The organism is Myxococcus sp. AM009 (assembly GCF_013372605.1).
GTDB lineage: Bacteria > Myxococcota > Myxococcia > Myxococcales > Myxococcaceae > Myxococcus > Myxococcus vastator.
The window spans coordinates 1-25,041 of the sequence record NZ_JABXEP010000026.1; the positions used below are offsets into that span (position 1 = coordinate 1).

The 25,041-nt window shown below is 65.9% G+C and carries 21 protein-coding genes, 1 tRNA gene and 2 pseudogenes; 10 read left to right on the forward strand and 14 right to left on the reverse strand.

The genetic code is table 11. The features are described from left to right. The 4 genes and pseudogenes from HV824_RS09105 to HV824_RS09120 form a co-directional block, all read left to right on the forward strand. Window positions 1–482: pseudogene (locus HV824_RS09105) on the forward strand (DNA primase); the annotation flags it as partial. 92 nt (window positions 483–574) lie between these two features. Beyond that, on the forward strand, window positions 575–2,701 hold the full coding sequence (gene rpoD / locus HV824_RS09110) for an RNA polymerase sigma factor RpoD (protein ID WP_176417810.1): 2,127 nt from the start codon (window positions 575–577) through the stop codon (window positions 2,699–2,701). A gap of 81 nt (window positions 2,702–2,782) precedes the next feature. After that, window positions 2,783–3,169: an MGMT family protein gene (locus HV824_RS09115; protein ID WP_368738041.1), complete on the forward strand. Its 387-nt coding sequence runs from the start codon at window positions 2,783–2,785 to the stop codon at window positions 3,167–3,169. A gap of 79 nt (window positions 3,170–3,248) precedes the next feature. Next, a tRNA-Ile gene (locus HV824_RS09120) sits at window positions 3,249–3,321 on the forward strand. Window positions 3,322–3,521: 200 nt separating this feature from the next. On the opposite strand, the pseudogene HV824_RS38170 reads toward HV824_RS09120, so the two are convergent. The 7 genes and pseudogenes from HV824_RS38170 to HV824_RS09155 form a co-directional block, all read right to left on the reverse strand. Continuing rightward, a pseudogene (locus tag HV824_RS38170) lies at window positions 3,522–4,625 on the reverse strand (tyrosine-type recombinase/integrase); the annotation flags it as partial. Next, window positions 4,622–4,897 carry a helix-turn-helix domain-containing protein gene (locus HV824_RS09130; RefSeq protein WP_306465568.1) on the reverse strand — a complete coding sequence of 92 codons (276 nt, stop codon included), beginning with the start codon at window positions 4,895–4,897 and terminating at the stop codon, window positions 4,622–4,624. The pseudogene HV824_RS38170 and the gene HV824_RS09130, both read right to left, overlap by 4 nt. A 12-nt stretch (window positions 4,898–4,909) precedes the next feature. Further along, window positions 4,910–5,119, reverse strand: coding sequence for a helix-turn-helix domain-containing protein (locus tag HV824_RS09135; protein WP_176423089.1), 210 nt, complete (start codon window positions 5,117–5,119; stop codon window positions 4,910–4,912). Then, complete coding sequence (locus tag HV824_RS09140; protein ID WP_217917243.1) at window positions 5,116–6,492, reverse strand: DUF3987 domain-containing protein; 1,377 nt, start codon at window positions 6,490–6,492, stop codon at window positions 5,116–5,118. Before HV824_RS09140 ends, HV824_RS09135 begins: the two co-directional genes overlap by 4 nt. Window positions 6,493–7,923: 1,431 nt before the next feature. Next, window positions 7,924–8,550 carry a hypothetical protein gene (locus HV824_RS09145; RefSeq protein WP_176423090.1) on the reverse strand — a complete coding sequence of 209 codons (627 nt, stop codon included), beginning with the start codon at window positions 8,548–8,550 and terminating at the stop codon, window positions 7,924–7,926. 987 nt (window positions 8,551–9,537) lie between these two features. Beyond that, the gene (locus tag HV824_RS09150) at window positions 9,538–9,768 is read right to left on the reverse strand and encodes a helix-turn-helix domain-containing protein (RefSeq protein WP_176423091.1); all 231 of its coding nucleotides are present in this window, start codon (window positions 9,766–9,768) and stop codon (window positions 9,538–9,540) included. An 853-nt stretch (window positions 9,769–10,621) separates the two neighbouring features. Next, the gene (locus tag HV824_RS09155; RefSeq protein ID WP_176423092.1) at window positions 10,622–11,296 is read right to left on the reverse strand and encodes a hypothetical protein; all 675 of its coding nucleotides are present in this window, start codon (window positions 11,294–11,296) and stop codon (window positions 10,622–10,624) included. A gap of 960 nt (window positions 11,297–12,256) precedes the next feature. Here HV824_RS09155 and HV824_RS09160 point away from each other — a divergent pair. Next, entirely contained in the window at window positions 12,257–12,640 is a 384-nt protein-coding gene (locus HV824_RS09160; protein WP_176423093.1) for a hypothetical protein, read from the forward strand. A 166-nt stretch (window positions 12,641–12,806) separates the two neighbouring features. Here HV824_RS09160 and HV824_RS38045 read toward each other — a convergent pair whose 3' ends face one another. The 3 genes from HV824_RS38045 to HV824_RS09175 form a co-directional block, all read right to left on the reverse strand. Then, window positions 12,807–13,145 carry a helix-turn-helix domain-containing protein gene (locus tag HV824_RS38045; RefSeq protein ID WP_306465569.1) on the reverse strand — a complete coding sequence of 113 codons (339 nt, stop codon included), beginning with the start codon at window positions 13,143–13,145 and terminating at the stop codon, window positions 12,807–12,809. 1,022 nt (window positions 13,146–14,167) lie between these two features. Next, a complete protein-coding gene (locus tag HV824_RS09170; RefSeq protein ID WP_176417808.1) occupies window positions 14,168–15,604 on the reverse strand; it encodes a HAMP domain-containing sensor histidine kinase in 1,437 nt (478 codons plus the stop codon). Continuing rightward, window positions 15,601–16,275, reverse strand: a complete 675-nt coding sequence (locus tag HV824_RS09175) for a response regulator transcription factor (RefSeq protein WP_176417807.1) — start codon at window positions 16,273–16,275, stop codon at window positions 15,601–15,603. Before HV824_RS09175 ends, HV824_RS09170 begins: the two co-directional genes overlap by 4 nt. Before the next feature lie 159 nt (window positions 16,276–16,434). Here HV824_RS09175 and HV824_RS09180 point away from each other — a divergent pair, with 159 nt between their 5' ends. Beyond that, window positions 16,435–17,610, forward strand: a complete 1,176-nt coding sequence (locus tag HV824_RS09180) for an alpha/beta fold hydrolase (protein WP_176423094.1) — start codon at window positions 16,435–16,437, stop codon at window positions 17,608–17,610. Between the two features lie 111 nt (window positions 17,611–17,721). On the opposite strand, the gene HV824_RS09185 is transcribed toward HV824_RS09180, so the two are convergent. The 3 genes from HV824_RS09185 to HV824_RS09195 all read right to left on the reverse strand — a co-directional run bounded on the left by HV824_RS09185 (window position 17,722) and on the right by HV824_RS09195 (window position 20,206). Further along, window positions 17,722–18,531: a M14 family metallocarboxypeptidase gene (locus HV824_RS09185; protein ID WP_368738042.1), complete on the reverse strand. Its 810-nt coding sequence runs from the start codon at window positions 18,529–18,531 to the stop codon at window positions 17,722–17,724. A 138-nt stretch (window positions 18,532–18,669) separates the two neighbouring features. Continuing rightward, window positions 18,670–18,972, reverse strand: a complete 303-nt coding sequence (locus HV824_RS09190; protein WP_176423096.1) for a hypothetical protein — start codon at window positions 18,970–18,972, stop codon at window positions 18,670–18,672. A 574-nt stretch (window positions 18,973–19,546) separates the two neighbouring features. Next, on the reverse strand, window positions 19,547–20,206 hold the full coding sequence (locus tag HV824_RS09195; RefSeq protein WP_255207884.1) for a hypothetical protein: 660 nt from the start codon (window positions 20,204–20,206) through the stop codon (window positions 19,547–19,549). 5 nt (window positions 20,207–20,211) lie between these two features. Here HV824_RS09195 and HV824_RS09200 point away from each other — a divergent pair, with 5 nt between their 5' ends. The 3 genes from HV824_RS09200 to HV824_RS09210 all read left to right on the forward strand — a co-directional run bounded on the left by HV824_RS09200 (window position 20,212) and on the right by HV824_RS09210 (window position 21,750). Further along, on the forward strand, window positions 20,212–20,775 hold the full coding sequence (locus HV824_RS09200) for a transposase (RefSeq protein WP_255207885.1): 564 nt from the start codon (window positions 20,212–20,214) through the stop codon (window positions 20,773–20,775). 121 nt (window positions 20,776–20,896) lie between these two features. Continuing rightward, a complete protein-coding gene (locus HV824_RS09205; RefSeq protein WP_163778321.1) occupies window positions 20,897–21,286 on the forward strand; it encodes a helix-turn-helix transcriptional regulator in 390 nt (129 codons plus the stop codon). Continuing rightward, on the forward strand, window positions 21,283–21,750 hold the full coding sequence (locus tag HV824_RS09210; RefSeq protein WP_176423099.1) for an SRPBCC family protein: 468 nt from the start codon (window positions 21,283–21,285) through the stop codon (window positions 21,748–21,750). Before HV824_RS09205 ends, HV824_RS09210 begins: the two co-directional genes overlap by 4 nt. Before the next feature lie 209 nt (window positions 21,751–21,959). Here HV824_RS09210 and HV824_RS09215 read toward each other — a convergent pair whose 3' ends face one another. After that, window positions 21,960–22,880: a hypothetical protein gene (locus HV824_RS09215; protein ID WP_176417797.1), complete on the reverse strand. Its 921-nt coding sequence runs from the start codon at window positions 22,878–22,880 to the stop codon at window positions 21,960–21,962. A gap of 782 nt (window positions 22,881–23,662) precedes the next feature. Here HV824_RS09215 and HV824_RS09220 point away from each other — a divergent pair. Beyond that, window positions 23,663–24,931 (forward strand): hypothetical protein, encoded by a 1,269-nt coding sequence (locus HV824_RS09220; RefSeq protein ID WP_255207886.1) that lies wholly within the window; start codon window positions 23,663–23,665, stop codon window positions 24,929–24,931. Window positions 24,932–25,041: the final 110 nt, after the last annotated feature.

Genomic DNA, 25,041 nt, shown 5'->3' on the forward strand with positions numbered 1-25,041 from the left:
CAGCCCCGCCCCTGGAGAAGCCGCCCCCCGCGCTGGAGTGCTTCTACGTGGGCGCGGTGTTGAAAGAGCCACGGTTGATGGCGCGGGACACCTTCCGCGTGTGTGACGAGCTGTCCCACATGGGCCTGCGCATGGCGCTGGCGCACGCGACGTCGGGACACGGCGCCAACGACGCGCTCTTTGAATCCTCGGAAGCCGTGAAGCGCGGCGTTGAGAGCGCGCTGCGGCAGCTCCCCTCGGAGCCCGTCCCCCTGGAGGCGGCGTTCCTCTCCATCTGCAGGGAAATCATGGTGCGGCGCATTGACGAGCGGCTCGTTTATATAAAGCGGGCGACGGAGCAGACGCCGGGGGCGTTCGACCTGACAGAGGAGACGCGCCAGCTCCTGGCGGAGCGCGTGGAACTGTTGGCGCTCAAGAAGCGTGTCCTGGAGGAGCTCAAGCCTGCCTCCTCGGGAACAAAGGCGCCCATGCAACCGGTTTGAGTTCGCGTTTGTAAGAAACCCTGACTTTGCGGTAGATCGGCCGGCTCGCCCAGGCCTCAAGCCCCTGAATTTGCTCAAGGAGAAGTACCCGAATGCCGACGCAGAAGCCCTCGAAGGCGTCCGTGAAGCCCACCAAGAAGAAGGTGGATCCGGTGATCCGCAAGAAGAAGGCTCCGGACGGTGCCGCGGCGAAGGGGGCCAAGACGGGCGCCGAGGAGAAGGAAGAACTCGCCGCGAGGGACGTCGTCGCCGAGGCGACGGAGAAGCTCAAGAAGAAGAAGAAGGGCGTGGCCCCGGCCATGGGCGATGACGTCGACCCGGAGGAGGCCGCGGAAGAGGCCGCCGCCGCCGTCCAGGTGGACCCCGACGCCGTCGAGGACGACATCGAGGAGGATCCGGTCGCCGAGCGTAAGGAGGTCAAGGACCTGCTCGCCGCGGGCCGTGAGAAGGGCTTCCTCACGTACGACGAGGTCAATGACGCGCTCCCCGCCGACATCGTGTCGTCCGATCAGATCGACGACGTGATGAGCATGTTCGGCGACAACGACATCGAGATTGTCGACGCGCAGAAGGCCGCTCAGAACAACGAAATCAAGCCCACCGTCACCGTCGAGGAAGAGAAGGAAGACGCCGACGAGGACGAGAAGGACGAGGACGACGAGCCGGGCGGCAAGTCGAACGACCCGGTGCGCCTGTACCTGCGCAAGATGGGCAGCGTCAGCCTGCTCACCCGCGAGGGCGAGGTCGAAATCGCCAAGCGCATCGAGGAGGGTGAGAAGGAAGTCCTCCGCGCGCTGCTGGCGTGCAAGGTCGCCGTCGAGGAGATCCTCGACATCGGCAACAAGCTGAAGACGGCCAAGCTGCGCGTGCGCGACGTCATCAAGGACGCGCCGGAAGAGGCCCAGGCCGAGGGTGCCGACGAGGCGCCCGAGGAGGTCGGCGAGGGTGACGCTCCCGCGCAGCTGGCGCAGAGCGAGCTGAACAAGATTGAGCAGATCTGCAAGCAGATCGAGCGCTTCCGCAAGTTCGCCCAGGACTGCGACGTCTTGGAGGAGGAGCTGTCCTCCAAGAAGAAGCTGACCGAGGTGCGCAAGAAGGAAGTGAAGCAGGAGATGAAGGACCTCCGGACCAAGATGATGGAGGTCCTGGAGGAGATGCGGCTCAACAAGAAGCAGGTGGACCGCATCGTCATCAACCTCAAGGCCCTCATCGAGCGCGTCGACAAGGCCGAGGACGAGCTGCGTGATTTGGAGCGCCGCTACGACTGCTCCATGAAGGAGCTGCGCCCGCAGCTGAAGGAGTCGCGGGAGAACCCCAACATCGGCAAGAAGCTGCAGAAGCAGCTCAACCTCACGCCGGAGCAGTTGGAGGTCCTGGACCGCGACGTGCGCACGGCGGTGCGGAAGATCAAGAAGGTGGAGGAGGAGGCCAACCTCCCCGTCGAGTCGCTGCGCCGCAACTACGACGCCATCCGGCTGGGTGAGCGCCGCGCCGAGCGCGCCAAGAGCGAGCTGGTGGAGGCCAACCTGCGCCTCGTGGTGTCCATCGCGAAGAAGTACACGAACCGCGGCCTGCAGTTCCTGGACCTCATCCAGGAGGGCAACATCGGCCTGATGAAGGCCGTGGACAAGTTCGAGTACAAGCGCGGCTACAAGTTCTCGACCTACGCCACCTGGTGGATTCGGCAGGCCATCACCCGCGCCATCGCGGACCAGGCCCGCACCATCCGCATCCCGGTGCACATGATCGAGACCATCAACAAGCTCATCCGCACCAGCCGTTACCTGGTGCAGGAGATTGGCCGCGAGCCGACGCCGGAGGAGATCGCGGAGAAGATGGAGCTGCCGCTCGACAAGGTCCGCAAGGTCCTGAAGATCGCCAAGGAGCCCATCTCCCTGGAGACGCCGATTGGCGAGGAAGAGGACAGCCACCTGGGTGACTTCATCGAGGACAAGAGCCTCGTGTCGCCGGCGGACGCGGTCATCAACATGAACCTGGCGGAGCAGACCCGGAAGGTGCTGGCCACGCTGACGCCGCGTGAGGAGAAGGTGCTCCGCATGCGCTTCGGCATCGGCGAGAAGTCCGACCACACGCTGGAAGAGGTGGGCCAGGACTTCGAGGTGACGCGCGAGCGCATCCGTCAGATTGAGGCCAAGGCGCTGCGCAAGCTGCGCCACCCGAGCCGCTCCAAGCGCCTGCGCTCCTTCGTGGAGAGCTGAGCCGGGCTTGAGCTGAGCTGAAACGTGGGCCCCCGCTCCATTCGTGGACCGGGGGCCTTCGTGTTTCTAGAGTCCGGGGCCGTGGCGCTCCGAACGAAGACGAAGACACCGAAGGCCGAAGCGAAGAAGGCTCCCCCGCCCTTTTCGAAGGCGGTGTGGCAGGCGGTCCGGGCGATTCCGCGCGGGCAGGTGCGCTCCTATGCCCAGGTGGCGCTCTATGCGGGCCGTCCTGGGGCCGCCAGGGGCGTGGGCCGGGAGATGGCCACCCTGCCCCACCAGCCCGGGTTGCCGCTGCCCTGGTGGCGCGTCACCCGCTCGGACGGGACGCTGGCGCCCCAGGTGGCCCAGGAGCAGGCACGGCGCCTGCGGGCCGAGGGCGTGGAGGTGACGCAGCGCGGGGACACTATCCGCGTGAAGGTGCCACGCGAGGCGCCGGCACCGGGTGTGGGAGCGAAGCGGAAGCGCTGAGGAGGGGTGGAACGACGCCCCTTGCCAGGACTGCACGCCCGGGGATATGCAATCCGTCACGCGGTTGGCTGGCGCATGAGGGCCCTTAGCTCAGCGGTTAGAGCTGTCGGCTCATAACCGATTGGTCCCTGGTTCGAATCCAGGAGGGCCCACTCCCTTCAACGCCTTGCAATTCCTCGGGAATCTCTTCGGGGGCGTCTGTCCATTGAGCGACATCCGCTGAGTTCCGCACCACCGGCGCACCATGCGGGCCGCCCACAGCCAGCGAGAGCACCTGCGCAAGGGGCTCCTGGGACGGCTGGAAGCTGAGCTGCTCCAGTCCCGCGCGCATGTCCTCCACATCGAGGTGCCCATAGACGCCTGCCGTGACGGTGGGCGAGGAATGCCCGAGGATGCGCTGCACGACCGCCAGCGGCACCCGCGCCTTGAGCAGCAGCGTTGCCGTGGTGTGGCGCAGGTCGTGGAAACGGATGGCGCGCGGCGTGGGCGCGGGCCACAGCAGGACACCGCAGCCCCCCTTGGAGCAGCGGCGCACGTCGGACGAGGACGCGTGCTCGACGTTTCCACAACGGCGGCACTTGTGGCTCCACCCTTCGACAAGCTGGGCTCGGTTCATCGCGGACCGGAGCAGCGCGGCAAGGTCCACGTTTGGGGAGTGCATCGAGCCATCCGGGCGAGGGAATACCAATCCCGAGGGGCTCTCACGCATCGCATGGACGAGGTAGGGCCGCAATTCGTGGTGGATGGGAACGACACGGGCCCGCCCGCTCTTCGTGGTGCCCGCATCCCAACTCCTCGTGACGAGGATTTCCCCCTGCTCAAGGTCTACGTCCACCTTCTGGAGGGCCACGAGTTCGCCCCGCCGCATCCCGGTATAGACGGCCGTGGCGAACAGGCACCGCCACTCGGGAGGCACCTGGGCAAGCACCGGCCCCACCTCCTCGGCCTTGAGGTAGGACGGGGCGCGCTTGGGCACCTTGCGCCGGGGAACGGCATCCGCTGGGTTGGCGCCCTTCCAAAGTCCGCGCTGAATGGCTTTGGAGAATAGGCCCTGAGCGAAGCCGCGCAGGTTGTTGACCGACTTGGGCGCGAGGTCGGCGGCTGCGGCGGCGAGCGCCTCATCGATGCGGGCTGCTGTCACTTCGGGAAGGGTCAAGGAACCCAGACGAGGCCGAAGGTGCTTGTCGGCCGCGCGCCGATCTCCCTGGGAGCGAAGCTGCCCGGAGAAGTTCTGCGCGTACCAGTCAAGCAACTCCCTGAAGGTGAGGGAAACAGGGCCTTCGATGGGCTCCAGCCCGTGGCGCTGGAACTCGGCCTTGCGCTCCAACTCGCGTGCGAGTTCCTGGGCCGCGAGCTTCGTGGCGCAGTTGGTTCGATGCTGCACCCACCGCCCCGCCCCGTTCTTCCACTTCACCACCCAGGAGCCATCGCGCTTGAAGATGGTGGCCATGCTCATACCCCCTTGAGGCGAACGCGCTTCGAGCCGAAACGGGCGAACACTTCCAGCCTGCCCCCGAGCGCCTCGACGTAGCGCTGGAGCGTGGAAACCCGGTGGCCCGTCCGGCGTTCCGCCTTGGAAAGCTCGGACTGGTCCATCCCCGCTGCGGCGGCCACCTCAACCTGAGTGAGGCCACGGAGCCGCCGGAGGTCTGCCAGTGTGAGCACTTCCGGAGCAGGCGTGCCGCGCTTGGAGCGCGGGCGAGGTGACGTTCCCATAGATTCAAGCATGCACTTAACCTCCTATCTACGCAACGGGATGACCGACCCACGGGGCACACGCTGGCGCTCAAGGAACGCGCGGATCTCCTCGGGCCGGAACCGGAGCGCCGCGCCAATGCGCACGCAGGGGAGCCGTCCCGCCTCGGCTTCCTTGTAAACCCAGGAGGTGGACATAGAGAGGAAGCGGGCAACGTCCTGCACCTTCCAGAGCGGTTCGAGGTGACTGCTCATGGCTCGCGCTCCGTGGCAGTGCCCGAAGGCGGGACATACTTCGCTTCTTTCGCTTTCTTCGCTGGAGCGGGACCGTGGAACCACCGCTCGGTCGGGCGGCCACCACTCGGTTGCGCTTCCATGTGGGCCAGCCCAGCATCAGAGAGAATGTTCAGGGCCGCATCAAGGTCTGCCTTCGCAGCATGCCCCTTGAAGAGGTCCACTATCTCGGAACGCGCCAAGCCCTCGGGGCGCTCCCGGAGCACGCCCAGAATACGGTTCGCCTTCCGGTCTTGCAGGGCATCACCAAAGATGTGGCGGGCGCTGTCGCTCACGTACTGCCAGAGCGCCAAGGCGGCAGAGAGGTGCTCCTCATCGATAGCATCCGCCTTGTCGAGCAGAGCATAGAGCAACGAGAGCCTCACAACCTGCGCCTCAGCGCGTGACGTGGCCTGACCGAATAAGCCGGGCATGTCGCTGGAGAGCGACTCATAGACCCGGCCCCAGTGCGTCCTGGCCGCATCCGTCTTCTTCAGTTCCCCCACTTCCTGAGCCCAGCGCAGAACGTCGGCGAGGCGCGAAGAAAGCGAAGAAAGCGAATTATCTTCGAGGTTCCCGCCCTCAGGCAGGAACTTGGAACGGCGCGCGAACACCCACAGAAAGCGATTCGCGAGGCCGTTGGCTATGTCCGTGGACGTGAGCAACGCTCGCAGTTCAGGGATCGTGATGTGCGTCACGACGGACAGGTGCGTGTCGGTTGCACGCAGGGGAGTTCTCTTCGTGAGAACCTGAAGCGAGCCTGAGCCCCATGCCGCGCGAAGAACTGAGGAGAGAGTGTTGCCCTCCCGGTTCATTCGTCGGAGGACGGAAGCGAACTCCTCCTCCACGACCATCAACCGCTTGTCGGTGACACCAGGGTCCTCGCCAGCACCATCGCGAACGGCATGAATGAGTCCTTCACCTGAGCTGAGGCCTGTTTGAAGGCGGGGGCTCCACTCCGGATCGGCAGCCGCCAGAACCCGATCCACCCATGACCAGGAGGTCCCCTTTCTGGCCTTGGAACTCTGGCCGACGATAGCTGCGAAGAGGTTGGTGTGATGCCAATCCGCCTCGACGTTGAAGCATGGGAACCGCCCCATCGTGTTGCCCGCTGCGACCAAGAACTGGACCAGGATGGCGGCAGGATCGGCCTCGGTGTGCGGCCCGATGGTTCGCACTAGGTCCCCAGCCAAGCCGTGGAGAGCGCGCGGATGCAGTACCGGAACCATGGGAGGGCGCTCCATCTCCGCTGGGGCATTGCTCACGGCAGCTTGCGCTTCATCTGCCCCGAGATCAGGAAGGTCGGCGAGAGCAGGCGCCCGTTCACCGGCGCGCCTGCGGGCGTTCGCGTCCATGCCCCCCATTACGAGGCCCTCCCCGCGCTCTGTCGCTTGAGCCTGCACCGTTCGGCCAAGGTGGCAGCGATGGTCCGCGCGTACCGCTCACCCGCTGCGTCCTGATGCGTATCGATGGCTACGATGGTGCCGTTGGGCACTCGCGCAGCGAGGGCGGTGGTCCAGCTTCCCGACAGGACGCTCAGCACAGCAGGAGCGCCCTCGGAGGCCTCGCTGTAGTCCGTGGCGCGCGTGAGGAAGTCCGGCACTCCCTCCATGACCCAAAGGCCGCTTGCCTCGACCAACTCCGATGCAGGCGAGCCGTCCGCCAGTGTCGTCCCCTCAAGCATGCGTCTCCCGAGGGCATCAGCCATCACGAGACCGCGCAGCTCTGCTCCTGCCGGGCTCGCAGCCTTGCTCCCGGGTGGAACATCCGACCTCACGTTGCGAGCGTGGAGGCTTCTCAGTGTCCCCGCTGCGTCCCACATAGGCACGATCAGCCGGTGACCGCTCCGGCTCCAAGACTGGCCCTGGAAGCGCGCCCAGCGCGGCAGAGCGGCCCCCTCGGGCAGGGCCCGAGCGAGGTCCCTGCCTTCTACGTCGCCCGCGTCGAGCCCTCGCGAGGCGAGCCAGGCGCTCACATCAACGACTTCCGTTACTGGCCGCGCGGAGTCCCAGACCTCCACCACCTCGGCCGCAACAGGGCGCACTGGGCGCGCCTCGTGCTTGGCCGACAGAGGCGCCCAAGAGTGCATCGGAGCGACAGGGACCGTGTTCCACGAGTCCGACACGCAGAGGCCGCGCTCTGCGCAGGCGCTTCGGAGTGTGCCCCATTCGGTTCCGGTAGGCCGCCGCTTGCCCGAAACGCACCAGGACGCGAGGTGCAGCGCATCGCCCCGCTCTCCGCACTCGAAGCACTCCCAGCCGGAGTCGTCTGCCCTGACCCCTACTGCCCCTCGCTTGTCGCGTCGGCTCGGGTGCCGCGTGACCGCTGAACATGCTGGGCACGGCGACAGCCCATTGCGGCCAAGCGACATGACCCCGAAGGCGTGGGCCACGCGCCGCACACCCTGCGCCTTCACCTGATCCATCCACTCTAGCAGGGCGGACCTCATGCGCCCCCCTTGCGGTCAGCGTTCGGGAGGATTCGGAGCGAGGGGCCGCCCCCTTCACGGTCGCGCCTCCTCTGGACAGGCGCAGGCTTGAGTCCCGCTTCTTCAAGCGCCGCGAGGGCGCGGTACTTCGCGAGGCCCCGCACGGGGAGTCCCTCGTAGACCTTGCGAATCGTGGCCGGGCAGACGCTTGCGCGTACTGCCAGCCGCCTCAGGGTTGCACTATCGAGCTTTGGCGCCATCGGCTCCTCCTCGACAGGTGAAAGACCCGCCAAGGACACGCCAAAAACCGATGTTGTTTCGGCAACTTAGGACGAAACCGTAAGCGCCTTACGCCATCTCAGCCCGCGCTCCGTTTCCGCTTCCGGCCCCTGCCTGCCTGCATCTCCTCCACAAGCTCCGGCGTCACGTCGTAGCTTCGATGGGAGAGCGCATCGTCCATTTGAAGCATGGCCTCCTGGGAGGGGCAGAAGCGGCCGGCATTGCATACCTTGCAGGACCGCAAATGGCGCTGAAGTCGGTCTGCGACCCGCTTTGCGGCCGTCTCCGCCGCCGAGCGCCCCTTCCCGACCTTTTGACGGCTTCGATTCCGCTGACGCGCGGAGCAGGTATCGGAGCAGTAGCGCTGCCGCTTATCGCGAAGCGCGAATGAGCTGCCGCACTCCGGACACCGCCTGACCTCGCCGCCCATCCGGCTCCATGCAGGGAGAACCTCCTCTCGGTAGAAGGCAGCGTACTGAGCGGGCGACACGAGCGCCCAGCCGAGCGCGCTCGCACGGGCGCGCAGTTCCGGCACCGCAAGCCCTTGCTCGTTACCGACCGCCTGAGCCACTACCGCATCCAAAACGTCATCACACAGGCGCTCGTCGGAATCCGAAGCACTGAGAAACGTTCGCTGCGCTGCCGGGAGGTGCCTTGCAATCCACTCCAGCACTTCGAGGGGCGAGAAGTAGGTCGCAGCAATCACGTCAGCGGGCCGGCTGGGCACGCGGGCGCTGGGCGCGCGGTGGGACTCGACTCGGCGCGCGTGCCGCCTGACCGCATCCGTGACTCGCGCCTCAAGAATCCGCATGCTCGGCGGCGGAGCGGTGTGCCCCTTGGGATTACTACGTCGCTCACCAATCCACGATCTGAGCGCCTCAAGGTTCCAGGCTGCCTCGACGTCTGCGCGCAGTTGAGCGCTTTGCTCGGAGCCAGAGTTCTGCCCACGGACGGGTGTTGTCGGCTGCTGCTTCGGCATGGCGCCCCCAGGCGCTCCCCAGAAAGCGAAAGGGGCGCGGGCTGCCACGTCTGGGGGGATCATGACCGGCTGGCCGGCCGTGCCCGCGCACCGCTCTTCTTAGCGCGATTGGCCGCCATGGGCTGATGCCCAGAGCGGGAGCCTGCCCGGTGGGCGAGGCAGCGCCAGCCTGATAACCACTGCGACGCAATGAGGAGCGCTGGCTTCGAACTCGCTGAGCCAACGCTCCGCCGCTGCTTCGTCGTCGTCCTCGTACAGGTCCACCACGGCAAAGGCGGGCGCATCCCGGCTTGCGCGGTGCTCCAGGGCTTCGATTCGGGAACGCAACCTTAACGCGCGCACGCCAGCCCTCCCGCGAGGGGGGAGCCCTCGTGCCTGGCTGCGGATTCGAGCTTGCCGAGGCGCTCCTCCAACTCGGTTCCCTGGATGACGCCAGCAAGTACCGAGTACCCGTAAATGAGCGCTCGTGCCTTGCTGGCTTCCATGGTGCCGTCTTCCAGCGCGCGGAGGCAGTCGGCGAGCCCGGTCCTCACGTTCCCGAGGCTCGCTAGCCGCCGCCGCCGCCGCCGCTGCCGGGGGGAGGGGGGTGGGGGCGTATCCGGGTTTTCACTCATGATTGCGGCTCCTTACGTCCCTCCGGCACTGCACCGAAGGGCCGATTCCAGCCCCTAACTGGGGGCTTATCGGCCCCTGGATGGCGCGACGCTGGCCTCCTCACTTGCTGGTGTTCTCCTCATCCGAATCCGGGAACAGCGCACGGAGTGGCACCTTGAACGCCACGGACGCTGCTACCAGCGTGGCCACCGTGACGTTTGCGCCCCCTTGCTCCATCTTGATGATGTGCTTCGGGTGGACGCCGATAGCTTCGGCGGCCTGCTCCTGAGTGAGGCCCCGCTCAAGTCGGAGCTGCCGGAGCCGTTCCCCGAGGCGCCGCAGCTCTCGCATGATGGCACGGGCTGTCGGGCCTCGCGTCCAGACCTCGGAACGACCGCGCTTGGTGGGACTCTTCCCTGTGGGCACGACACCGGCTTACCCAAGGTCGTTCTTGAACTACACAGTTCATGAACTACATGGCTCATGGTAGCTTCGAACGAAGGTAGCTCTTGAGCTACCAATTTAGCAGGCGCCAACCGACGAAAGGACGGCCTACATGACCGAAGAGAGCGGATTCAGCACTGCCCCACTGGTGGTGAGCGTCGACTTGGAACTGGCCACCGTGGCGGGAGCTACACGGGGGGCTCAACTCCTCGCGGATCTCATGGCCAATAAGGCGCTAGACAGCGCGCACGAGAGAGAGGCTCCCTCGGGCATCTTCTCCATCCTGGCCCTGGTGACAGAACGCCTTGGGCAACTGCGGCGCGTGATTCGCAACGAGGAGAGCCCCGCCCACTTGTGGGCCCCCCACAATGCGGTGGAGGACCCAACGACAAGCGGCGAATGCTCCGGGGATATCGTCCTGTTCGCATCGGGCCATCTACGGCTTCCCCTGGTCATGTGGAGTGCCCAGGGAGGCGAAGCCCAAGAGCCCCCGAAGAAGCGCGCGCGCAAGGGCACGAAGCGGGCGCGCGGACCCGCTTCCGAGTCCTCCGAGGCCTCCCAGGGTAAGAGCCCGAGCGAATCCACGCCGTCTGCTCCCGCGTCCTAGCTCCAGGGGAGCGGCACCGCTGACGCAGGGAACGCTGGGCGCGGATGCTCCAGCGGTCTCTGCTCCAGGGGCATGGCACGACGCGAGCCGTCCTGCCTTGAGGAAGCCCCGTACTGAGCCGAATTGACCACCAGCGAGAGCGCTTTGAAGGCCCTACGGCAAAAGCCGCTTGATGGTCTCGCAGTTCATCAGGGCGCGCCGCATGTAGCGGTGGTGCGAGTATGCCGTGACTTGGGGCGTGAACTCTTTGCATGTCGCGTCATCGGAGGTGACAACGCGCGTCTGGGTGTACGTCCAGTTCTCTTCCTTGGGATCGTATGTGAGGACGAGCGTCAGAACAATGCCGCACAGGCCACCGGGCCCGGAAACGCTCACCCACTTGTTCTTCGATTCCCGCTTGAACACGCGTTCAAACCGCGTGTGGGTGATCGAGCAGGCGTGTCGCGGCTCAACGAGCAAATCAAGCATCGCCGCGACAACGCAGTCGGAGGTACTGCACTCGCACACCCTCGTGAGCGAGGCCCGCTCGCGCTCAAGGTAGGCTAGCTTGGACGGCTCTGTGGTAACGGTCTGCACCTCATTGAGGTACGCTAGCCCGCTGCGGCACGACGCATATGCCTTCCTGACCCCCTCATCTCCAGCATAGCGCTTGCGGAGTTCGGCCTCCCCTTCGGCAATCTCCTGGGGTGTTGGGGAAACCTCCTTTGTCACCAGCAAGTGGGAGAAGACGCAGTCGACCTCACGGAGTGAATTCCGTGCTGCGGCAGTAGGTCGACACTCCATCGACATCGTGTCGACCGAGTCTGGTGAATAGAGCAGAGCCGACATGTACGCGAGTCCATTCTTCCCGCCCTCACTGGGCGGGTGCGCGGCCTCAGCAGCACCAGTCACCACTAGGACCAAGCAGGGGAGAAAACGCATCCCTCTATTCTCCCCAACACCGAAGTACGGGTCCACTGAACGGGTGCTCAGAAGGACTGCAATACCTGAGGCCCATTGCCCCAACCTCCGTGTCCCACCTAGCCTCGGTGGGTATGCGCTCCGTTCTCCTCCTGATTTTCCTTTCGGCTGCCACCGCTCACGCCCAACCGAGCGAGGCGCCTCCACATCCGGTCCGGTTTTTGATGTCAGCACCCGACAAAGAGCACGAGGGCGGAGGGAAAACGGTCGACAGCACATTGGTAACCTGTGTGATTGAGAAGACTTACCAACCTCCTTCCGATGCCCTTACCTGTCAGTTTCGGCAATTGCGCATATCTCGGCACCGCAACGAAAAGGCGAGTCCTACGGCTTGCACGATCGCCCACGCCGATTGGGAAGTCACGTTCCGCAAGGTTGGCGAGTATCGCTGGCGGGGGGAATGGCCAGCCGCTGGAGCCTGCGAAGTAGGACGTGTTCACTCTCTTGCATACGACTCCACGAAGAAAGTGTGGACGTATGCACGCGTGTCGGTTGTTGAATCGCCTGACCGCGAGATGTGCGGAGCGGGAGGGCAGGAATACATTGGGACGTCGTACACCACAGACCCGAACAACCCCTATTCGTTCCCTGCCAAGGACATTAACTGCGCGCGGGTCATAACGATGATTCCGTGGACACCCCAACGCCCGTATGGAGCGCGTTGATCCAAGCGCCTCTGGCTAGTCATGAAGCTTCGCTTTGTGGCCAAGCAGGTCGCCAAGAATTCAGAGATGCGCTCTCTCGCTGACACTGCTTTCTGTCACGCGACACAAAACATGAGAAGCCGCACAATCCCAAGAGCCCTCACTCCCGACTAACGACATCCACATGAAGAACATTCTCTTCTTCCTGACAGTGGGTTTGTCTGCCACTGCAACAGCGGTTGAATATCGCTGCACAGTCAATCGCAAGCTATCCGTTGACTATGAATACACGGCAGCCGAACTGGAGAAATTGAAGTTTCACAACTTAATCGAGGAGACAGCGAAGGGGACGTTCATATCTCGCTGCGGTTTCTCCCTAATCGCGGGGCAAGTCACTTGCGACCGTTACAAGGTCGATCGCGTAGAGGTCGATCCGTTCGTCAAGATCAAGAAATTCTACATCTTCCGGTCCCAGTTCAACCTTCAGGTATTCCGCAATCTGGACTTCATTGAAGACCACGGGCGCGGTGGCATCTCGTTCGGCAAGTGCGAGTTGACCGCGCCCTGAAGTGCGATGCTTGCACGCGCCGAACCGGAGATATCTACAACGGTTCTTCCCAAGCAAACGCTCGCGGCTGGTTCGGGCAGCCGATGAGGGCGCTCCCTGGGATGCAGTGCTTAGAAAGTTCCGGTTCCCACCATAGGGCCAGGAACCGGGAACCAGCGGCCACGCGTCAACGTGCCCCTCGGGCGAGAAGCGCATCTAGCGACGCTGCCGGGATGCGAATGGAACGCCCGACCCACACCCGCTCCAGTTCCCCTCGTTCAAGGAGCGCGTAGACGGTTGCCCGACACACGGCCAACTCCTCCGCCACCTCGCGCACCGTGAGCATCGGGGGGGCCACCGGCCGCACCAAATTCCGCACCACCGGCGCACCACGCCCAGTCGAAGCCGTGGAAACGGTGCCAACCGGCACCGCCCCAACTCCCGGAGAAACCCCAATCCTTTCCGCAGGTTGCGAAGCGCTGCCAGGGCCTGCGAGCCCCTGCCAACCGGCCCCACCCCGGCTCATAACCGATTGGTCCCTGGTTCGAATCCAGGAGGGCCCACTCCCCTCAATGCCTTGCAATTCCTCGGGAATCTCTCCGGGGGTGTCTGTCCATTGAGCGGGCCCCGCTGAGTTCCGCCACCGTTGTTGAGCGCGACGACGCGCTCGTCCGTGACCTCCATTGCTTCACCCTCTGCCCCACACCACCCCGTCTGCACGATGAGATGTGAGTAGAATTCAGCAGGCAGCGGCCCATGTCCAACCAGCGTGCCGCAAGACTCCCCGCTGCACTCGTGCCGGCTTGAAATAAACGCCACCGGTTCACCGCCCTCAATGGGCTGCCCCAAGAGGTTGCAGTCGTAGCATCCCGCCACCACAGACAGACATTGCAGTCGATAGTTGAAGAAGGCCGGATCCTCGTTACATCTGATTGAGACATCCACCACTCGGGGCGGAATCGGTTCAGAACCGGCGTCGCAGCCAGCGTCCTGGCCATCGACGTCATCCCCTGCCACTGAGTCTCCGCATGCAGGACCAAGAGAGAGCAGCAGCTCAGGGAACAGCGCGAGAAAGTGAGTTCGCATGAGCAGGAGCCAACGCGCTGGATCGCCGGAGAGGCCCCCCAACGTCGAATCATTCGGAGGCGCACTCAGCGCCACTGAAGAAGTAGCCACCCGACGCGAATTGATCGGGGATTTATGCGTGCCAATCAGGCAGGGGGCCATCCCGTCCCAGCCACAAGATGCACCCGTGTGAGACCCCCCCGCTCCCGTGGGGCCACCGGCCGCACCAGATTCCGAACCACTGGCGCCCCCTGCGGGCCGCCCACCGCATCAAGGTGCCCAGAGACACTTGCCGCAACGGTGGGCGAGGAGTGTCCGAGGATGCGCTGAAGGACCGCCAGCAGCACCCGCGCATTGAGCAGCAGCGTTACCGTGGCTCCCCCCGACAAGCTGGGACCTGGTTCATCGCGGCCCCGGGCAGCGCGGCGAGGAGCGCCAGTACGCGCCTCAATCCTTGCAGCACGCTGCCGGGGCAACGCGCCTTCATGCGGGAGCTCTTCGCACCCGCATCCGGAAAGTCGCGCCGCCGCCTTCCGTGGGCAGGTGCTGAAGGCTGCCGCCGTGACCTTCCGAGATGCGGCGGGCGATGCCCAATCCCAGCCCGGTTCCACTCCACTGACCTTCCCGGCGCCAGAACGGTTCGAAGATGTTCTCTCGGTCGGACTCCTCGACGCCGGGGCCGTGATCGACGACGTCGACCGTGATGCTGGACGTGCTGGCCTCCATCCTGACAATCACCGTCCCGCCAGCGGGCTCGGCGCGCAGCGCATTGTCGAGCAGGTTGGCCAACGCCGACCGAAGGCCATCGGCCTGTCCCAGCACCATCTCGGAGGACGATGCGGCTTCCAGGGCGATGGCGCGTCCGCTCCGCAGCGCCAGCGGCGCCATGTCGCTGATCAGCTCACGCAGTTGCTGGACGATATCCAGCGCCCTCCAATCCGCCGGGGTCTGTCCCTGCATGCGGAAAGCCGCGAGCAGTTGGTCGACCATCAGCCCCAGCCGCGTCGCATCGCGCCGCAGGTCCCGCGTGGCGGGGCTGTCGCCCAGGGAGTCGAGCCGGGCGCAGAGAATCGCCACAGGGGTGCGCAACTCGTGCGCGGCATTGGCGACGAACAGTTGCTGGCGGGAGACGCCGCTCTCGAGCCTTTCCAACAGCTGATTGATGGCCGTGACGAAAGGCTTGATCTCCTTGGGCACGCCGTCGGGCGACAGCCGCTGGTCCAGCGTCTCGAGGCCGATGCCGGATGCGGCGTCGGCGGCCCTCGTGAGGGGTTGTAGCGCGCGACGCAGCATCAGTGGCAGCACGAGGACGGTGGCGAGAACGGCCGAACCCAACAGCTTCATCACGCGCGGAATCAGCGTCAGCAGCGCCGTGGGCAGGTCATCCAGTCCGAGGCGATTGCCGCTCGTCACGACGACCGCGGTCCCGATGCCGTGGACCGGGAACATCGAGACGTTCGCGCGCTGGCCCTCCCCGAAGGCGATCACCGGATCTCCGCACTCGCCGAGCAGTTGCACGCACCGCAGGTCGGGGAAGTGCCGGTAGACGTCGTCGAGAGTGGGCGCCGGTTCGAGGTTAGCACCAGGCGCGGCCCAGCCGCGTGGAGCGATCGCTTGGGCAAGCGACTGCGATGAGCCGGGCACGAGGCGGCCGTCCACGTAGACGGCGTAGGCCAGCTGCGGACGGCGTGCCTGATAGGCGCGCAGCGCGCTTGAGGGCTCAATGCGAGGGTCGCCTGCCGGGTCCAGCGTAATCGACTCGGCAACGCGACGTTGGGAGGTCGCGGCGGACAGGTCGTCGTGCGAGACGGCGTGGGAGAACACCATCCAGAACAGCATCAGCCCGGTGATGACGATGAGCTGCGTTGCGAGGACGGCCGCGATCAGGCGCGGCGCCAGGGAGTCCGTCAGACGCTTCATGGCTCGTCAATCAGGTAGCCGACGCCCCGGACCGGGTGCAGCACCACACCCGCGCCACAATCCTCGAGCCGCCGTCGCAGCCTGGAGATGTGCGCCTCCAGGGTGTTGGCACTGGGCTCCTCGTCGAACCCGTAGACCTCCTTGATGAGGGTGTCGCGCTGGACGACCCGCCGCGCGCGGCGCATCAGGGCAGCCAGCAGCGAGGCCTCGCGCCTGCGAAGCAGCAGCGGCCTTCCCTGCACCGTCATCTGCCTGGAGCCGAGGTCGTACTCGATGGCGCCGCAGCGCACGGGCTGTAGCTGTCGCGCCTGTGCAGGCCGCCGCAGCACCGAGCGGATGCGCGCCCGCAGCTCGTCTGCGTGGAAAGGCTTTCCCACGTAGTCATCCGCACCCGCATCCAGGCCCGCGACTCGCTCCGGGACATCTCCCATCGCGCTGATCACCAGCACGCCCGCCTCCGGCTGCCTGGCACGAATCTCGGGAATCAGGCACAAGCCGTCGCCATCAGGCAAGCGGCGGTCCAGCAGCACGATGGCGTAGGCGCCCAGGTGGAGCGCGCTACGGGCCGAGGTGACCGAAGCCACGACGTCGACCGAGAAGCCCTGGGACGTCGCTTCATTTGCCACCAGCCGCGCGAGTTCCGGCTCATCCTCGACAAGGAGCGCACGCATGAGACCCCTCCGTGACGGCGGACGCTACTCCTCCCGCAGCGAAGGCGCCGCGACAATCATCGGCTGTCAGGCTCGTGCAAGCCTACGCTGCCAGAAGAGAAGGGAAGGAGCTGTGCGATGCCCCCCATGCGAGCACCTGCGTACTGTCCCAGGACCGAGATGATGAACTTCTTCCGTAATTGTTGCCTGGCCATCCTCCTGACGAGCTGTGCGGGAACCCCCACGGCCAGGGAGCAGGCTGGACCCGGCAGCCGGCGCGAAGCGACCGCCATCGTCGCCAACCTGCGCCGGATCGTGACCCCCATGGGCGTGGAGCGGCTGGAGAAGATTCGCATCGGAGGGATCGACCAATGGGTCTCGATTCGCGGCGTCGACCGGGCCAATCCCGTGTTGCTGATGCTCCACGGAGGTCCGGGCTTCGTGTCGATGCCGACGAGCTGGTACTTCCAGCGGGGGTGGGAGGAGTACTTCACCGTCATCCAGTGGGATCAGCGCGGTGCCGGAAAAACCTATCGGGCGAATGACCCCTCCGCGGTCGCGGCGACCATGACGGCGGAGCGGTTGCTCGCCGATACCGAGGAGATGATTCGCTGGGCACGCGAGGAGTTCGGCAAGGAGAAGATCTTCCTGCTCGGTCATTCGTGGGGCAGCTTTCTCGGCCTGTCCGTCGCGCGACGTCACCCGGAATGGCTGCACGCGTATATCGGAATGGGACAGGCGACCGATGTCCTGGAGAGCGAACGGCGCGGATGGCGCTTTGCCATGGACAGGGCACGCGCAGCCGGAAACGAAGAGGCAATCCGGGAGCTGCAATCGATTGCGCCCTATGCGGCGCATGGCGCTGCGCTCGAGTTGCCCGTCGTCGCGATCCAGCGCAAGTGGCTCGGCTTCTATGGTGGACAGGTGTACGGGCGGACGGGTGGCCAGGCAGAAGCGGAGGGCTTCGCACTCTCTCCGGAGTACACGGATGCCGATCTGGCCTCGGTATGGACCGCCAACGAGCTCTCCGAGGAGAAGCTGTTCCCCGCCGTGCTGCGGGCCGACTTCAGCAACGTGACCCGGCTTGAGTGCCCGATGCTCCTCTTCAATGGCCGGCACGACTACAACGTGTCGGCGAGCGTCGCGGCCGAATGGTTCGAGCGCCTTCACGCCCCCATCAAGCACCTGGTCTGGTTCGAGAACTCGGCCCACGAAATCATGAACGAAGAGCCGGGCAAGATGCTGCTATCGCTGGTCAGGTACGCCCGGCCCATCGCCGAGGCGGCAGGCGATGCACCGAAGCCTGCCCCCCGGGGCGCAGCCGCCGGGGCACGACAGGCCCGACACGCCCCCTGAAGTCCCCCTCCCACTTCAGCGGGCCCTGCGTCGGCGCGCCCATGTGAGCCGGCACGGCCACGAGCTCGAGCGTGGCGCGCGCTCGACGTCGAGCTTGGCTCGGCACGTCCCCTACGGATGCGCCAACGCGTAATCGATCGCCGCCGTGACGGCCGCCACCTGCGCGTCGCTGCACTGCGCGGGCGTCGCGCGCGGGCTGTCGGGGTAGACCTCGGTGGTCGTCACGTAGCGGGCGGGCGTGATGCCAGCGCACAGCCCGAGCTGGCGGAAGGCGTAGTGGATGACGCCCGGTGCGACGACGGGAGAGCCAATGATATTGCCGTCGGCGTCGGGCGGCGCGATGTGGGTGACCTTCGCGACCCCGGCGATGACCGCCTGCTGGAAGTCGACCTGCGGGTTCTCGGTGTCGCCCACGACGTAGAAGCCGTCGGGGGTATGGCCGGGCTCGAAGGGCTTGCCGTCGCGCGCGGCCAGAGCGGGGCGGAACTCCGCCTCGTCCGAGTCGGTGGTCTCGTGCAGGTCCACGTGCACGAGCACGCGGTCGCGCAGCGGGGCGACCAGCCGCATGAGGGCCGCCGACTCCTCCGCCGGGCTGGGCTCGCGGAAGGAGCGGTTCGGGTCGATGGCGTTCATGTTCCAGCGGTGGATCCGCTCGTAGGCCCACGGGCTGACGCACGGGACGACGAGCAGGTTGATGCGGCCCGCGTAGCCAGCCGCATGCCGCTCGACGAACTGCAGCGCGCCGTGGACGCCGCTCGTCTCGTAGCCGTGAACCCCACCCGTGACCAGCGCCACAGGCAACCCGTCGCGCCAGTCGCGGCTCGCGAGCGTGAACAGCGGGTACGTGTCCGGCGGGTACTCCAGCAGGCCGTACTGCCTCACGTCAAAGCGCGCGCGCAAGCGCTCTATCGCGCTCAGCACGTCGGCCGCGTAACTGCGCTTGCGGGTCTGGCGGGACCGCCAGGCCGTGACTTCCGCCTCGCCCCAGGGGCTTCCGGGGGTACCAATGGGGTACGGTGCAGTGCTCATAGCGGCGATTCTAGAGCAGGTTGCGGGTCGCTACCCGGGCTTCTCGTGTGTGACGTCAGGCGTTCGATGCAGCGGTGAGGCTCGAATCGTCTTCAGAATGTGCGCTCTGGGGAACCTGCGCAGCACCGTCACCATGAGCAGTTCCGCGGCGATGAAGGCGCCGCCGAGCCACTCGGAATGGCCGAGCGTCGCGGAGAAGTCGGCGAGACGCCTCCGGATGCGTTCCTCGATCACGGGCAGGCGCTCCGCGCGCCAGCTCTTGTCGTTCTCCAGGAGGGTCGCAGCTTCGAGCTCGACGATGGGCGACTCGACCGTATTCAGCGCGGCAAACATCCACGAGTTCGTGCGCCCGAGCATAAGACGGAGAGGGACTCTTTTGAGCATCGCGGGCAGGAGCAGCGGGGACGAGGAGGGCCGCTGACGGGGATCGTCCGAGCTGTGTGCCAGGCAGGTGGAGCGGCCGCGCAGCCCCTTGAGGTCCCCCCAGTCCAGGCCGCCCTCCCACGAGGGGTCCGGCAGGGGCCGCCGGCCTGTTGGCGATGGACTGAGCCTCAACGCCACGCAGCCGGGGGCCCCCGCGCCGGGGCCAGCCTTGCACTCTTAGTGAGCAGTCCCAGGTGCTCCAGTATCGTCCGCCCCCTCTCGCCTCCTTCACATACGTCAGCCCCCGTAAGCCTGCCTCCACACCTCACGTATGCGTATACGTCGAAGCCGAAGGTCCTCCTCCGCAGTTCTGCGAAAGTCCACACGCGACGTTCTCTCCCCATCGCCCCCCTTCCTGGCCGCTGCCTAGGGGCCACCATCGCCTCCTCCGCTGAGGCGTGGGGAACTCCGGCGTGTTGGTAACACCGTATGGACGTGCACCGGTTGCTGAGGCGGCTTGCTCGATGCCAAGCAACTGCGGCGGCTATTGAAGGAGCGCGCTCTCAAGGAAATCTCGGCAGCGCTCCGCGGAACGTGCGCCGTTTGCCCTCCACAACAGGTCCCTTGTAACGAACGCCTTGGCGTTGGCGAAGAGATTTGAACCAGTGCCAGCGACGTCGAACAGCTTGTACTCCCAGCACGGCCTGGCCAGCCCAATCCCTGCTTCTCCTCGCCAGTCGAAGTGCGTGTCCTCCACGAACTGCCCGCTGAGAAAGTCGAAGAACTTCAGAGCCCCTTCGAACATCGATTGAAAGGGAGTGGTTGCGAACAGGTGCAGCGCCATCGCCTCAATGCTGGAGGACTTGAATGCCGCCTTCTTCGGCAGCCGGGCATTCCACGACTTCAACACTTTGACCAACGGCTTGAAGCGATTGCCTCGCGCTTGATTGACTTCCATCGCCCGCTCCGCGTGGACCCGGGGAGCCGTGAGAATCCACTCTCCAGCGTTCTTGTCCGGGATCAGGATGAACCCATCCTGATCCGTCTCGATAGCGGGAACCGCGTCGATGTCCAGGTGCTGCATTTCAAGACCGACCGAGCGCCGCTGCCTCCGGACCAAGCTACTCTCTCGGCGCAGACAAATCGCGCCAAGAAGGGTCTCCAAGGCTTTCTCCGGCTCCGGACACCCTCCGGTGAGTGTCAACGCAGATGACGCGTGAAAGGATTAAGCCAAGCGCTTCACTTCCTGCACTGCCTGGGTGGGGTGCGGGGAGGGGCCGAGGCGCACGGGGCCAGCGGGAGTCCAATCCCAATCGCGCGTCTTGCCGCGACAGCGCTCCGGGTGGCGACGCCCTGCCCCAGCAGTTGCGGCACGAGAGAAGTCGGCAGGTGGTGGAGAAGCTGCACACCTGGGCCTGTGAGGCGCGTGTGCTGCCCGAGTCCGCCCTTGGCAAGGCCGTCGCCTTCATGCGCGGCCTGTGGCCAGGCCTCACCCACGTCCTTCGGGACGAGCGCATTCCACTCGACACCAACGCCGTGGAGAGGGCGCCGTGGGGCGTCTTCCTCGGGCGCAAAAACCACTACGGCAGCCGCTCGCGCAGCGGCACCGAGGTGGCCGCCCTCTTCTACTCCCTCCTCGAGTCCGCCAAGCGCTGCGGTGTCGAGCCGAAGGCCTACCTGCGCTCGGCGACGCTCGCCGCCATGGGTCGCCAGGCGGTCCCACTTCCGCACATTATCCTGGACGTTCCCGTTTCCACGTCGCCGACGCCCTGATGTCATCCTCGCGCGCCGTCTCGAAGTTCCGACGCCGTAGCGCGCCGTTCAACGCGATTCGCGCGACCGCGCTTGCACTTGATTAACCAAGTGGTTAGTTTCCCACTTGGTTAATTACACAATGTCGATCGACCCACTCAGCGCCACCTTTGCAGCACTCGCCGACCCGACCCGGCGCGCGATCCTCGCGCGGCTCGCGAAGGGTGAAACCTCCGTCACGGAGCTCGCGCAACCTTTCGAAATGAGCCTCCCTGCCGTGACGAAGCACCTCAAGGTGCTCGAGCGCGCAGGGCTGATTACGCGGAGCCGCGAAGCGCAGTGGCGCCCCTGCCGACTCGCGCCAAAGCCGCTGAAAGACGCGAACGCCTGGCTCGAGCACTACCGCGAATTCTGGGAGGGCAGCTTCGACCGGCTCGAGGACTACCTCGCCGACCTCCAGGGGCAGAAGCGCCCGGCGCGCGCCCGCAAAGTTCCAACTCCGAAGAAGCCCAAACGAGGAGCACACACATGAACGCAGCGGTCGACCTCAACGAACTCGCGAAGCGGCAGCTGAAGATCTCGCGGCTGATCAGCGCCCCACGCGCGCTCGTCTTTCAGGCGTTCACCGACGCGGAGATGATCTCCAACTGGTGGGGGCCGAACGGCTTCCGCACGACGACGGTGAGCAAAGATGTGCGTCCGGGTGGCGCGTGGAAGTTCACCATGCACGGGCCGGATGGCACCGACTTCCCGAACCACATCGTCTACACGAAGGTCGTCCCCAACGAGCGGATTGAGTGGGATCACGGCTCGAAGGAGGGCGAGGTGATGTTCAAGGCGGTCGTCACCTTCGAGGATGAGGCGGGACAGACGCGCGTCACGTTGCAGCACACGATGCCCACCGTCGAAGCGCGCGAGCAGGCGGCAAAGTACGCAATCGAAGGCGGCAATCAGACGCTCACGCGACTCGAGCAGCACCTCGCGACGCAGCAGTAGTCGCTCGTCGCTACGGCACCGTGCGCGCGAGTGCCCACGTCAGCGCGGCTTCGAGCTCGGCGAGCTCTGCCTGAGCGTTGATGGTTTGTCACTCCTCTGCCGAGCGCATACCGCGAATCGATCGCTTCTCCGTCTGCCGGACGCGTCGCGCTCGCGATCCGCTGGGGCGAGCAGCCCCGCGACCGCGAGCGCGCGTAGCGCCAGGGCGCTTACGGGGTCGGCGGCACGATCTCGCGTGCCGAGGGGTAGGCGAAGTCGACCCGCCGCCAGCCGTCCACGCGGAACGTCGTCTCCCAGCCGGCCCACGTGGCCGCCCGATCGTAGTGACCGGTGTTCTCGCCGTCGCGGTCGTGCCATTCGGTGAAGAGGCGGAACTCGTTACGCGGCGTGCCGGAGGCGTCGAAGGGATTGGTGTCGAGGAACAGCAGGTTCCGGGTGCCGCCTTCGACCAGATACGAGACCACCTTCACGCCGAGCCAGCGGCCTTCCTGCAGCTGGTAGTCGAAGGAGGGCGTGAGCGAGAGGTGGTCGTAGGTCGGGTGGTCGAGCTCGCGGTAGGCCTGGGGCGAGACGCCGCCGAACGGGACGTCCATGCCGACGCAGCTCGAGCGCGCCACCTGGGGCTTCGTGTGCTGGCCGCCGCGCATCTTCCAGGACATGGAGTGGTGCGTGCCGTTGTCCTCGTGGGCGCGCACGTAGACGGTGGCCTCGAAGTTCAGGAGGTCGTCGGGGCTGCCGATGAAGCCGTTCTCGAGGGCGCCGTCACGCCAGGTGAAGGACTGCTCGCCGCCGCCGGGACGGAGGTGCAGCCGCACCGTCTTTCCGGCGGGCTTGCCGCTCGCGTACGTGACGCGGTGGCCGGTGGTCGACCAGTAGGGGACGCCGGATTCGAGGCCGGGCGTGGCCTCGTCGCCTTCCATGTCGAAGAATGGCTCGGAGTCGGTGGGGTCGCCGTCGCCGAGGTGGAAGCTGCTGCCGGAGGGCTCGGAGGGGAACAGCATCCCCACTCCGTCCGGACCCACCTCCGCCACGGGAGCGGGCGGAGTGGCCGGGGCGGCGAGCGCCGGAGCGGCGGTGCCAATGACGAGCGTGGAGATGAACGAAGCTCTGAGGAGGTTTGGGATCGTCATGAGCGGCGCAAACCGCGTGCGGTGACGAGATCATCCCGAACGAGAGGCGACGGAGCGTGCCGGTAGGCGAGCACGCGGCTCTATGCGCGGAGCCCGTTCGACTCACATCCCGGGAGCGTGCGTGCTCCGTACAGCCGACGCGCCGAACTTCTCACTCGGGGAAGTCCTTCAGCCGTGGCGGCTCGCCCCGCGGAACGCTGCTCCTGGGCGAGAGGAGCACGGAGCTCTCAAGGTCGGCGCGCGCACCGTCTCCGCCTGCGCCTCGGGGAGCAGCGCCTGGATCGCGCAGTTGGGGACTTCGCCGCCGACGACGAGGGCGATGCTGGCCAGGTAATCCTCGACGATGGCGGGCCGCGCGAGTACGGCGCCCCAGTTGACGTCGACGGTGAGGTTCCCTCAAGCAGACGAAGAGGAGGCGTGCGCGGGGCTCGAGGCAGCGGCCAGGAAGAAGCCGACGTGCAGCGTGAACAGTTCGCTGGACGACCTAAACCCACAAGCCCATCACCGGACAATGGCTCCCTCGTGGCCATTGAGGCACGCGAGGGACACTGTATATCTCCTCCCCTCTCTGCCTCCGCTGCCGACGGGCTTGATGCTCGAAACTCCGTTCCCCTCACGGTCCCGCCGCTGGCCCTGCTGACCGTCGAAGACACCCAGAACAAGCAATGCACGCTCCCAGCCTCGCCGAGTTCTTCCGGGTCAAGTGGTCCACGACGTTGGAAGAAGCCTCGTCGCGCAACCGCCTCCTGTTCAAGAGCGTCTTGATTTGGACCGCTGCCCTCATGGCTGCCTTTCAGCCCGGGCTGATGTCTTCGGACTCCCTCGACCAGTACAGCCAGGGCCTCAGCGGGGCGTACAACGACATCCATCCCCCGCTGGGTTCCTTGCTGCTGGGAATCAGCGGAAAGCTGACAGGCTCGCCCTGGCCCGTGCTCATGGCACAACTGCTCGCCATGGGCCTGTGCATGGCGGCGCTGGTGCGCTCCCCCAAGGCACGTGAGGGGCGGTGGGGACTGGTCGTCATGGGCCTGTTCCTGCTCACGCCCACCGTCTGGGCGCTCGCGGTGACGCTCTGGAAGGACGTGATGACGGCGGCGGTCCTCCTGGGCGCCGTCGCGGCGCTCAAGTTCCGCCGGCCCGCCATGGCGCTCGTGCTCCTGATGGCGGGTGTGGCCTTCCGCCACAACGCCATCATCGCGGCGGCGCCCCTGGCCATTCCCGCGGTCCTGCAATGGGCGCCCAAGCAGTGGAGCGCGTTCCGGAAGAGCCAGCTCCTGGCCGTGGCCCTGGTGGGGCTCGTGTTGTCGCCGTCGGTGGTCAGCCGCGCCCTTGGCTCGACGCGCGCATGGGCCGTGGGCCAGCTCTTCCTCTACGACCTGGCGGGCATCTACGCGGCCCATCCCGAGCTCGTTTCGCGGTCCATGCTGTCCAATGACACATCGGGAGATGAAATCGTTCGCCTGTACACGCCGCTTCATGTGTGGCAGTTGTTTGGTGGTGTGGAGGGCGCGCGGCCCATCTCCTTCACGTCGCTCGACTCCCGGCGAAAGGAGCTCCGCGGCGAATGGGCACGCATGATTCGGGAGCAGCCCAGCGCCTGGCTCCGGCACCGGTGGGCGTCATTCGAAAGCATGATCGGCGCGAGCCCAGCCCCAGTCCATTATCCGTTTCATCTGAACATTGATCCCAACTCCTTCCAGCTCCGCGTTCCCAGCGAAGGATGGCTTTACAAGACGCTGCATGAAATCAAGATGCGGCTCGCGAACACGCTCGTCTTCCGGGGCTGGGCGTGGCTCCTCCTGCTCGGAGGCATCGCGCTCGTGGCGCTGCGTAGGGTTCGACAGAAGCCCATCGCCTTCTGCACGGCCATGTCCGGCCTGGGTTATGCCCTCGCCTATCTCTTCATCGGCATCGGCAGCGACTTCCGCTTCATCTATTGGTCGATCATCACGGTCTTCGCCACGCTTGCGCTGCTGCTCACCGAACAGTCTCCCCAGGAAGCGGGCACCTCCGAGCGGGGGCCCGCCGCATCACCCAGCGCGGGGGCCTGAAGCCTCCGAGCGCCAGCACGCATCGTCCCAGGACCTTGCTTCGACGTCTCACCCCAGGTTCACGCCTTGCACATCTGCCTCGGATCCAAGGAACTCTCGCCGTGGGCTTG

What these genes read in the sequence shown, in the direction of transcription:
- rpoD (WP_176417810.1), top strand. Translation starts at nt 575, where the DNA reads ATGCCGACGCAGAAGCCCTCGAAGGCGTCCGTGAAGCCCACCAAGAAG.
- HV824_RS09130 (WP_306465568.1), bottom strand. Translation starts at nt 4,897, where the DNA reads ATGCTTGAATCTATGGGAACGTCACCTCGCCCGCGCTCCAAGCGCGGC.
- HV824_RS09135 (WP_176423089.1), bottom strand. Translation starts at nt 5,119, where the DNA reads ATGAGCAGTCACCTCGAACCGCTCTGGAAGGTGCAGGACGTTGCCCGC.
- HV824_RS09140 (WP_217917243.1), bottom strand. Translation starts at nt 6,492, where the DNA reads ATGGACGCGAACGCCCGCAGGCGCGCCGGTGAACGGGCGCCTGCTCTC.
- HV824_RS09150 (WP_176423091.1), bottom strand. Translation starts at nt 9,768, where the DNA reads ATGCGAGAGCTGCGGCGCCTCGGGGAACGGCTCCGGCAGCTCCGACTT.
- HV824_RS09155 (WP_176423092.1), bottom strand. Translation starts at nt 11,296, where the DNA reads ATGTCGGCTCTGCTCTATTCACCAGACTCGGTCGACACGATGTCGATG.
- HV824_RS09160 (WP_176423093.1), top strand. Translation starts at nt 12,257, where the DNA reads ATGAAGAACATTCTCTTCTTCCTGACAGTGGGTTTGTCTGCCACTGCA.
- HV824_RS38045 (WP_306465569.1), bottom strand. Translation starts at nt 13,145, where the DNA reads ATGAGCCGGGGTGGGGCCGGTTGGCAGGGGCTCGCAGGCCCTGGCAGC.
- HV824_RS09170 (WP_176417808.1), bottom strand. Translation starts at nt 15,604, where the DNA reads ATGAAGCGTCTGACGGACTCCCTGGCGCCGCGCCTGATCGCGGCCGTC.
- HV824_RS09175 (WP_176417807.1), bottom strand. Translation starts at nt 16,275, where the DNA reads ATGCGTGCGCTCCTTGTCGAGGATGAGCCGGAACTCGCGCGGCTGGTG.
- HV824_RS09180 (WP_176423094.1), top strand. Translation starts at nt 16,435, where the DNA reads ATGATGAACTTCTTCCGTAATTGTTGCCTGGCCATCCTCCTGACGAGC.
- HV824_RS09190 (WP_176423096.1), bottom strand. Translation starts at nt 18,972, where the DNA reads ATGTTTGCCGCGCTGAATACGGTCGAGTCGCCCATCGTCGAGCTCGAA.
- HV824_RS09200 (WP_255207885.1), top strand. Translation starts at nt 20,212, where the DNA reads ATGACGCGTGAAAGGATTAAGCCAAGCGCTTCACTTCCTGCACTGCCT.
- HV824_RS09205 (WP_163778321.1), top strand. Translation starts at nt 20,897, where the DNA reads ATGTCGATCGACCCACTCAGCGCCACCTTTGCAGCACTCGCCGACCCG.
- HV824_RS09210 (WP_176423099.1), top strand. Translation starts at nt 21,283, where the DNA reads ATGAACGCAGCGGTCGACCTCAACGAACTCGCGAAGCGGCAGCTGAAG.
- HV824_RS09215 (WP_176417797.1), bottom strand. Translation starts at nt 22,880, where the DNA reads ATGACGATCCCAAACCTCCTCAGAGCTTCGTTCATCTCCACGCTCGTC.
- HV824_RS09220 (WP_255207886.1), top strand. Translation starts at nt 23,663, where the DNA reads ATGGCTGCCTTTCAGCCCGGGCTGATGTCTTCGGACTCCCTCGACCAG.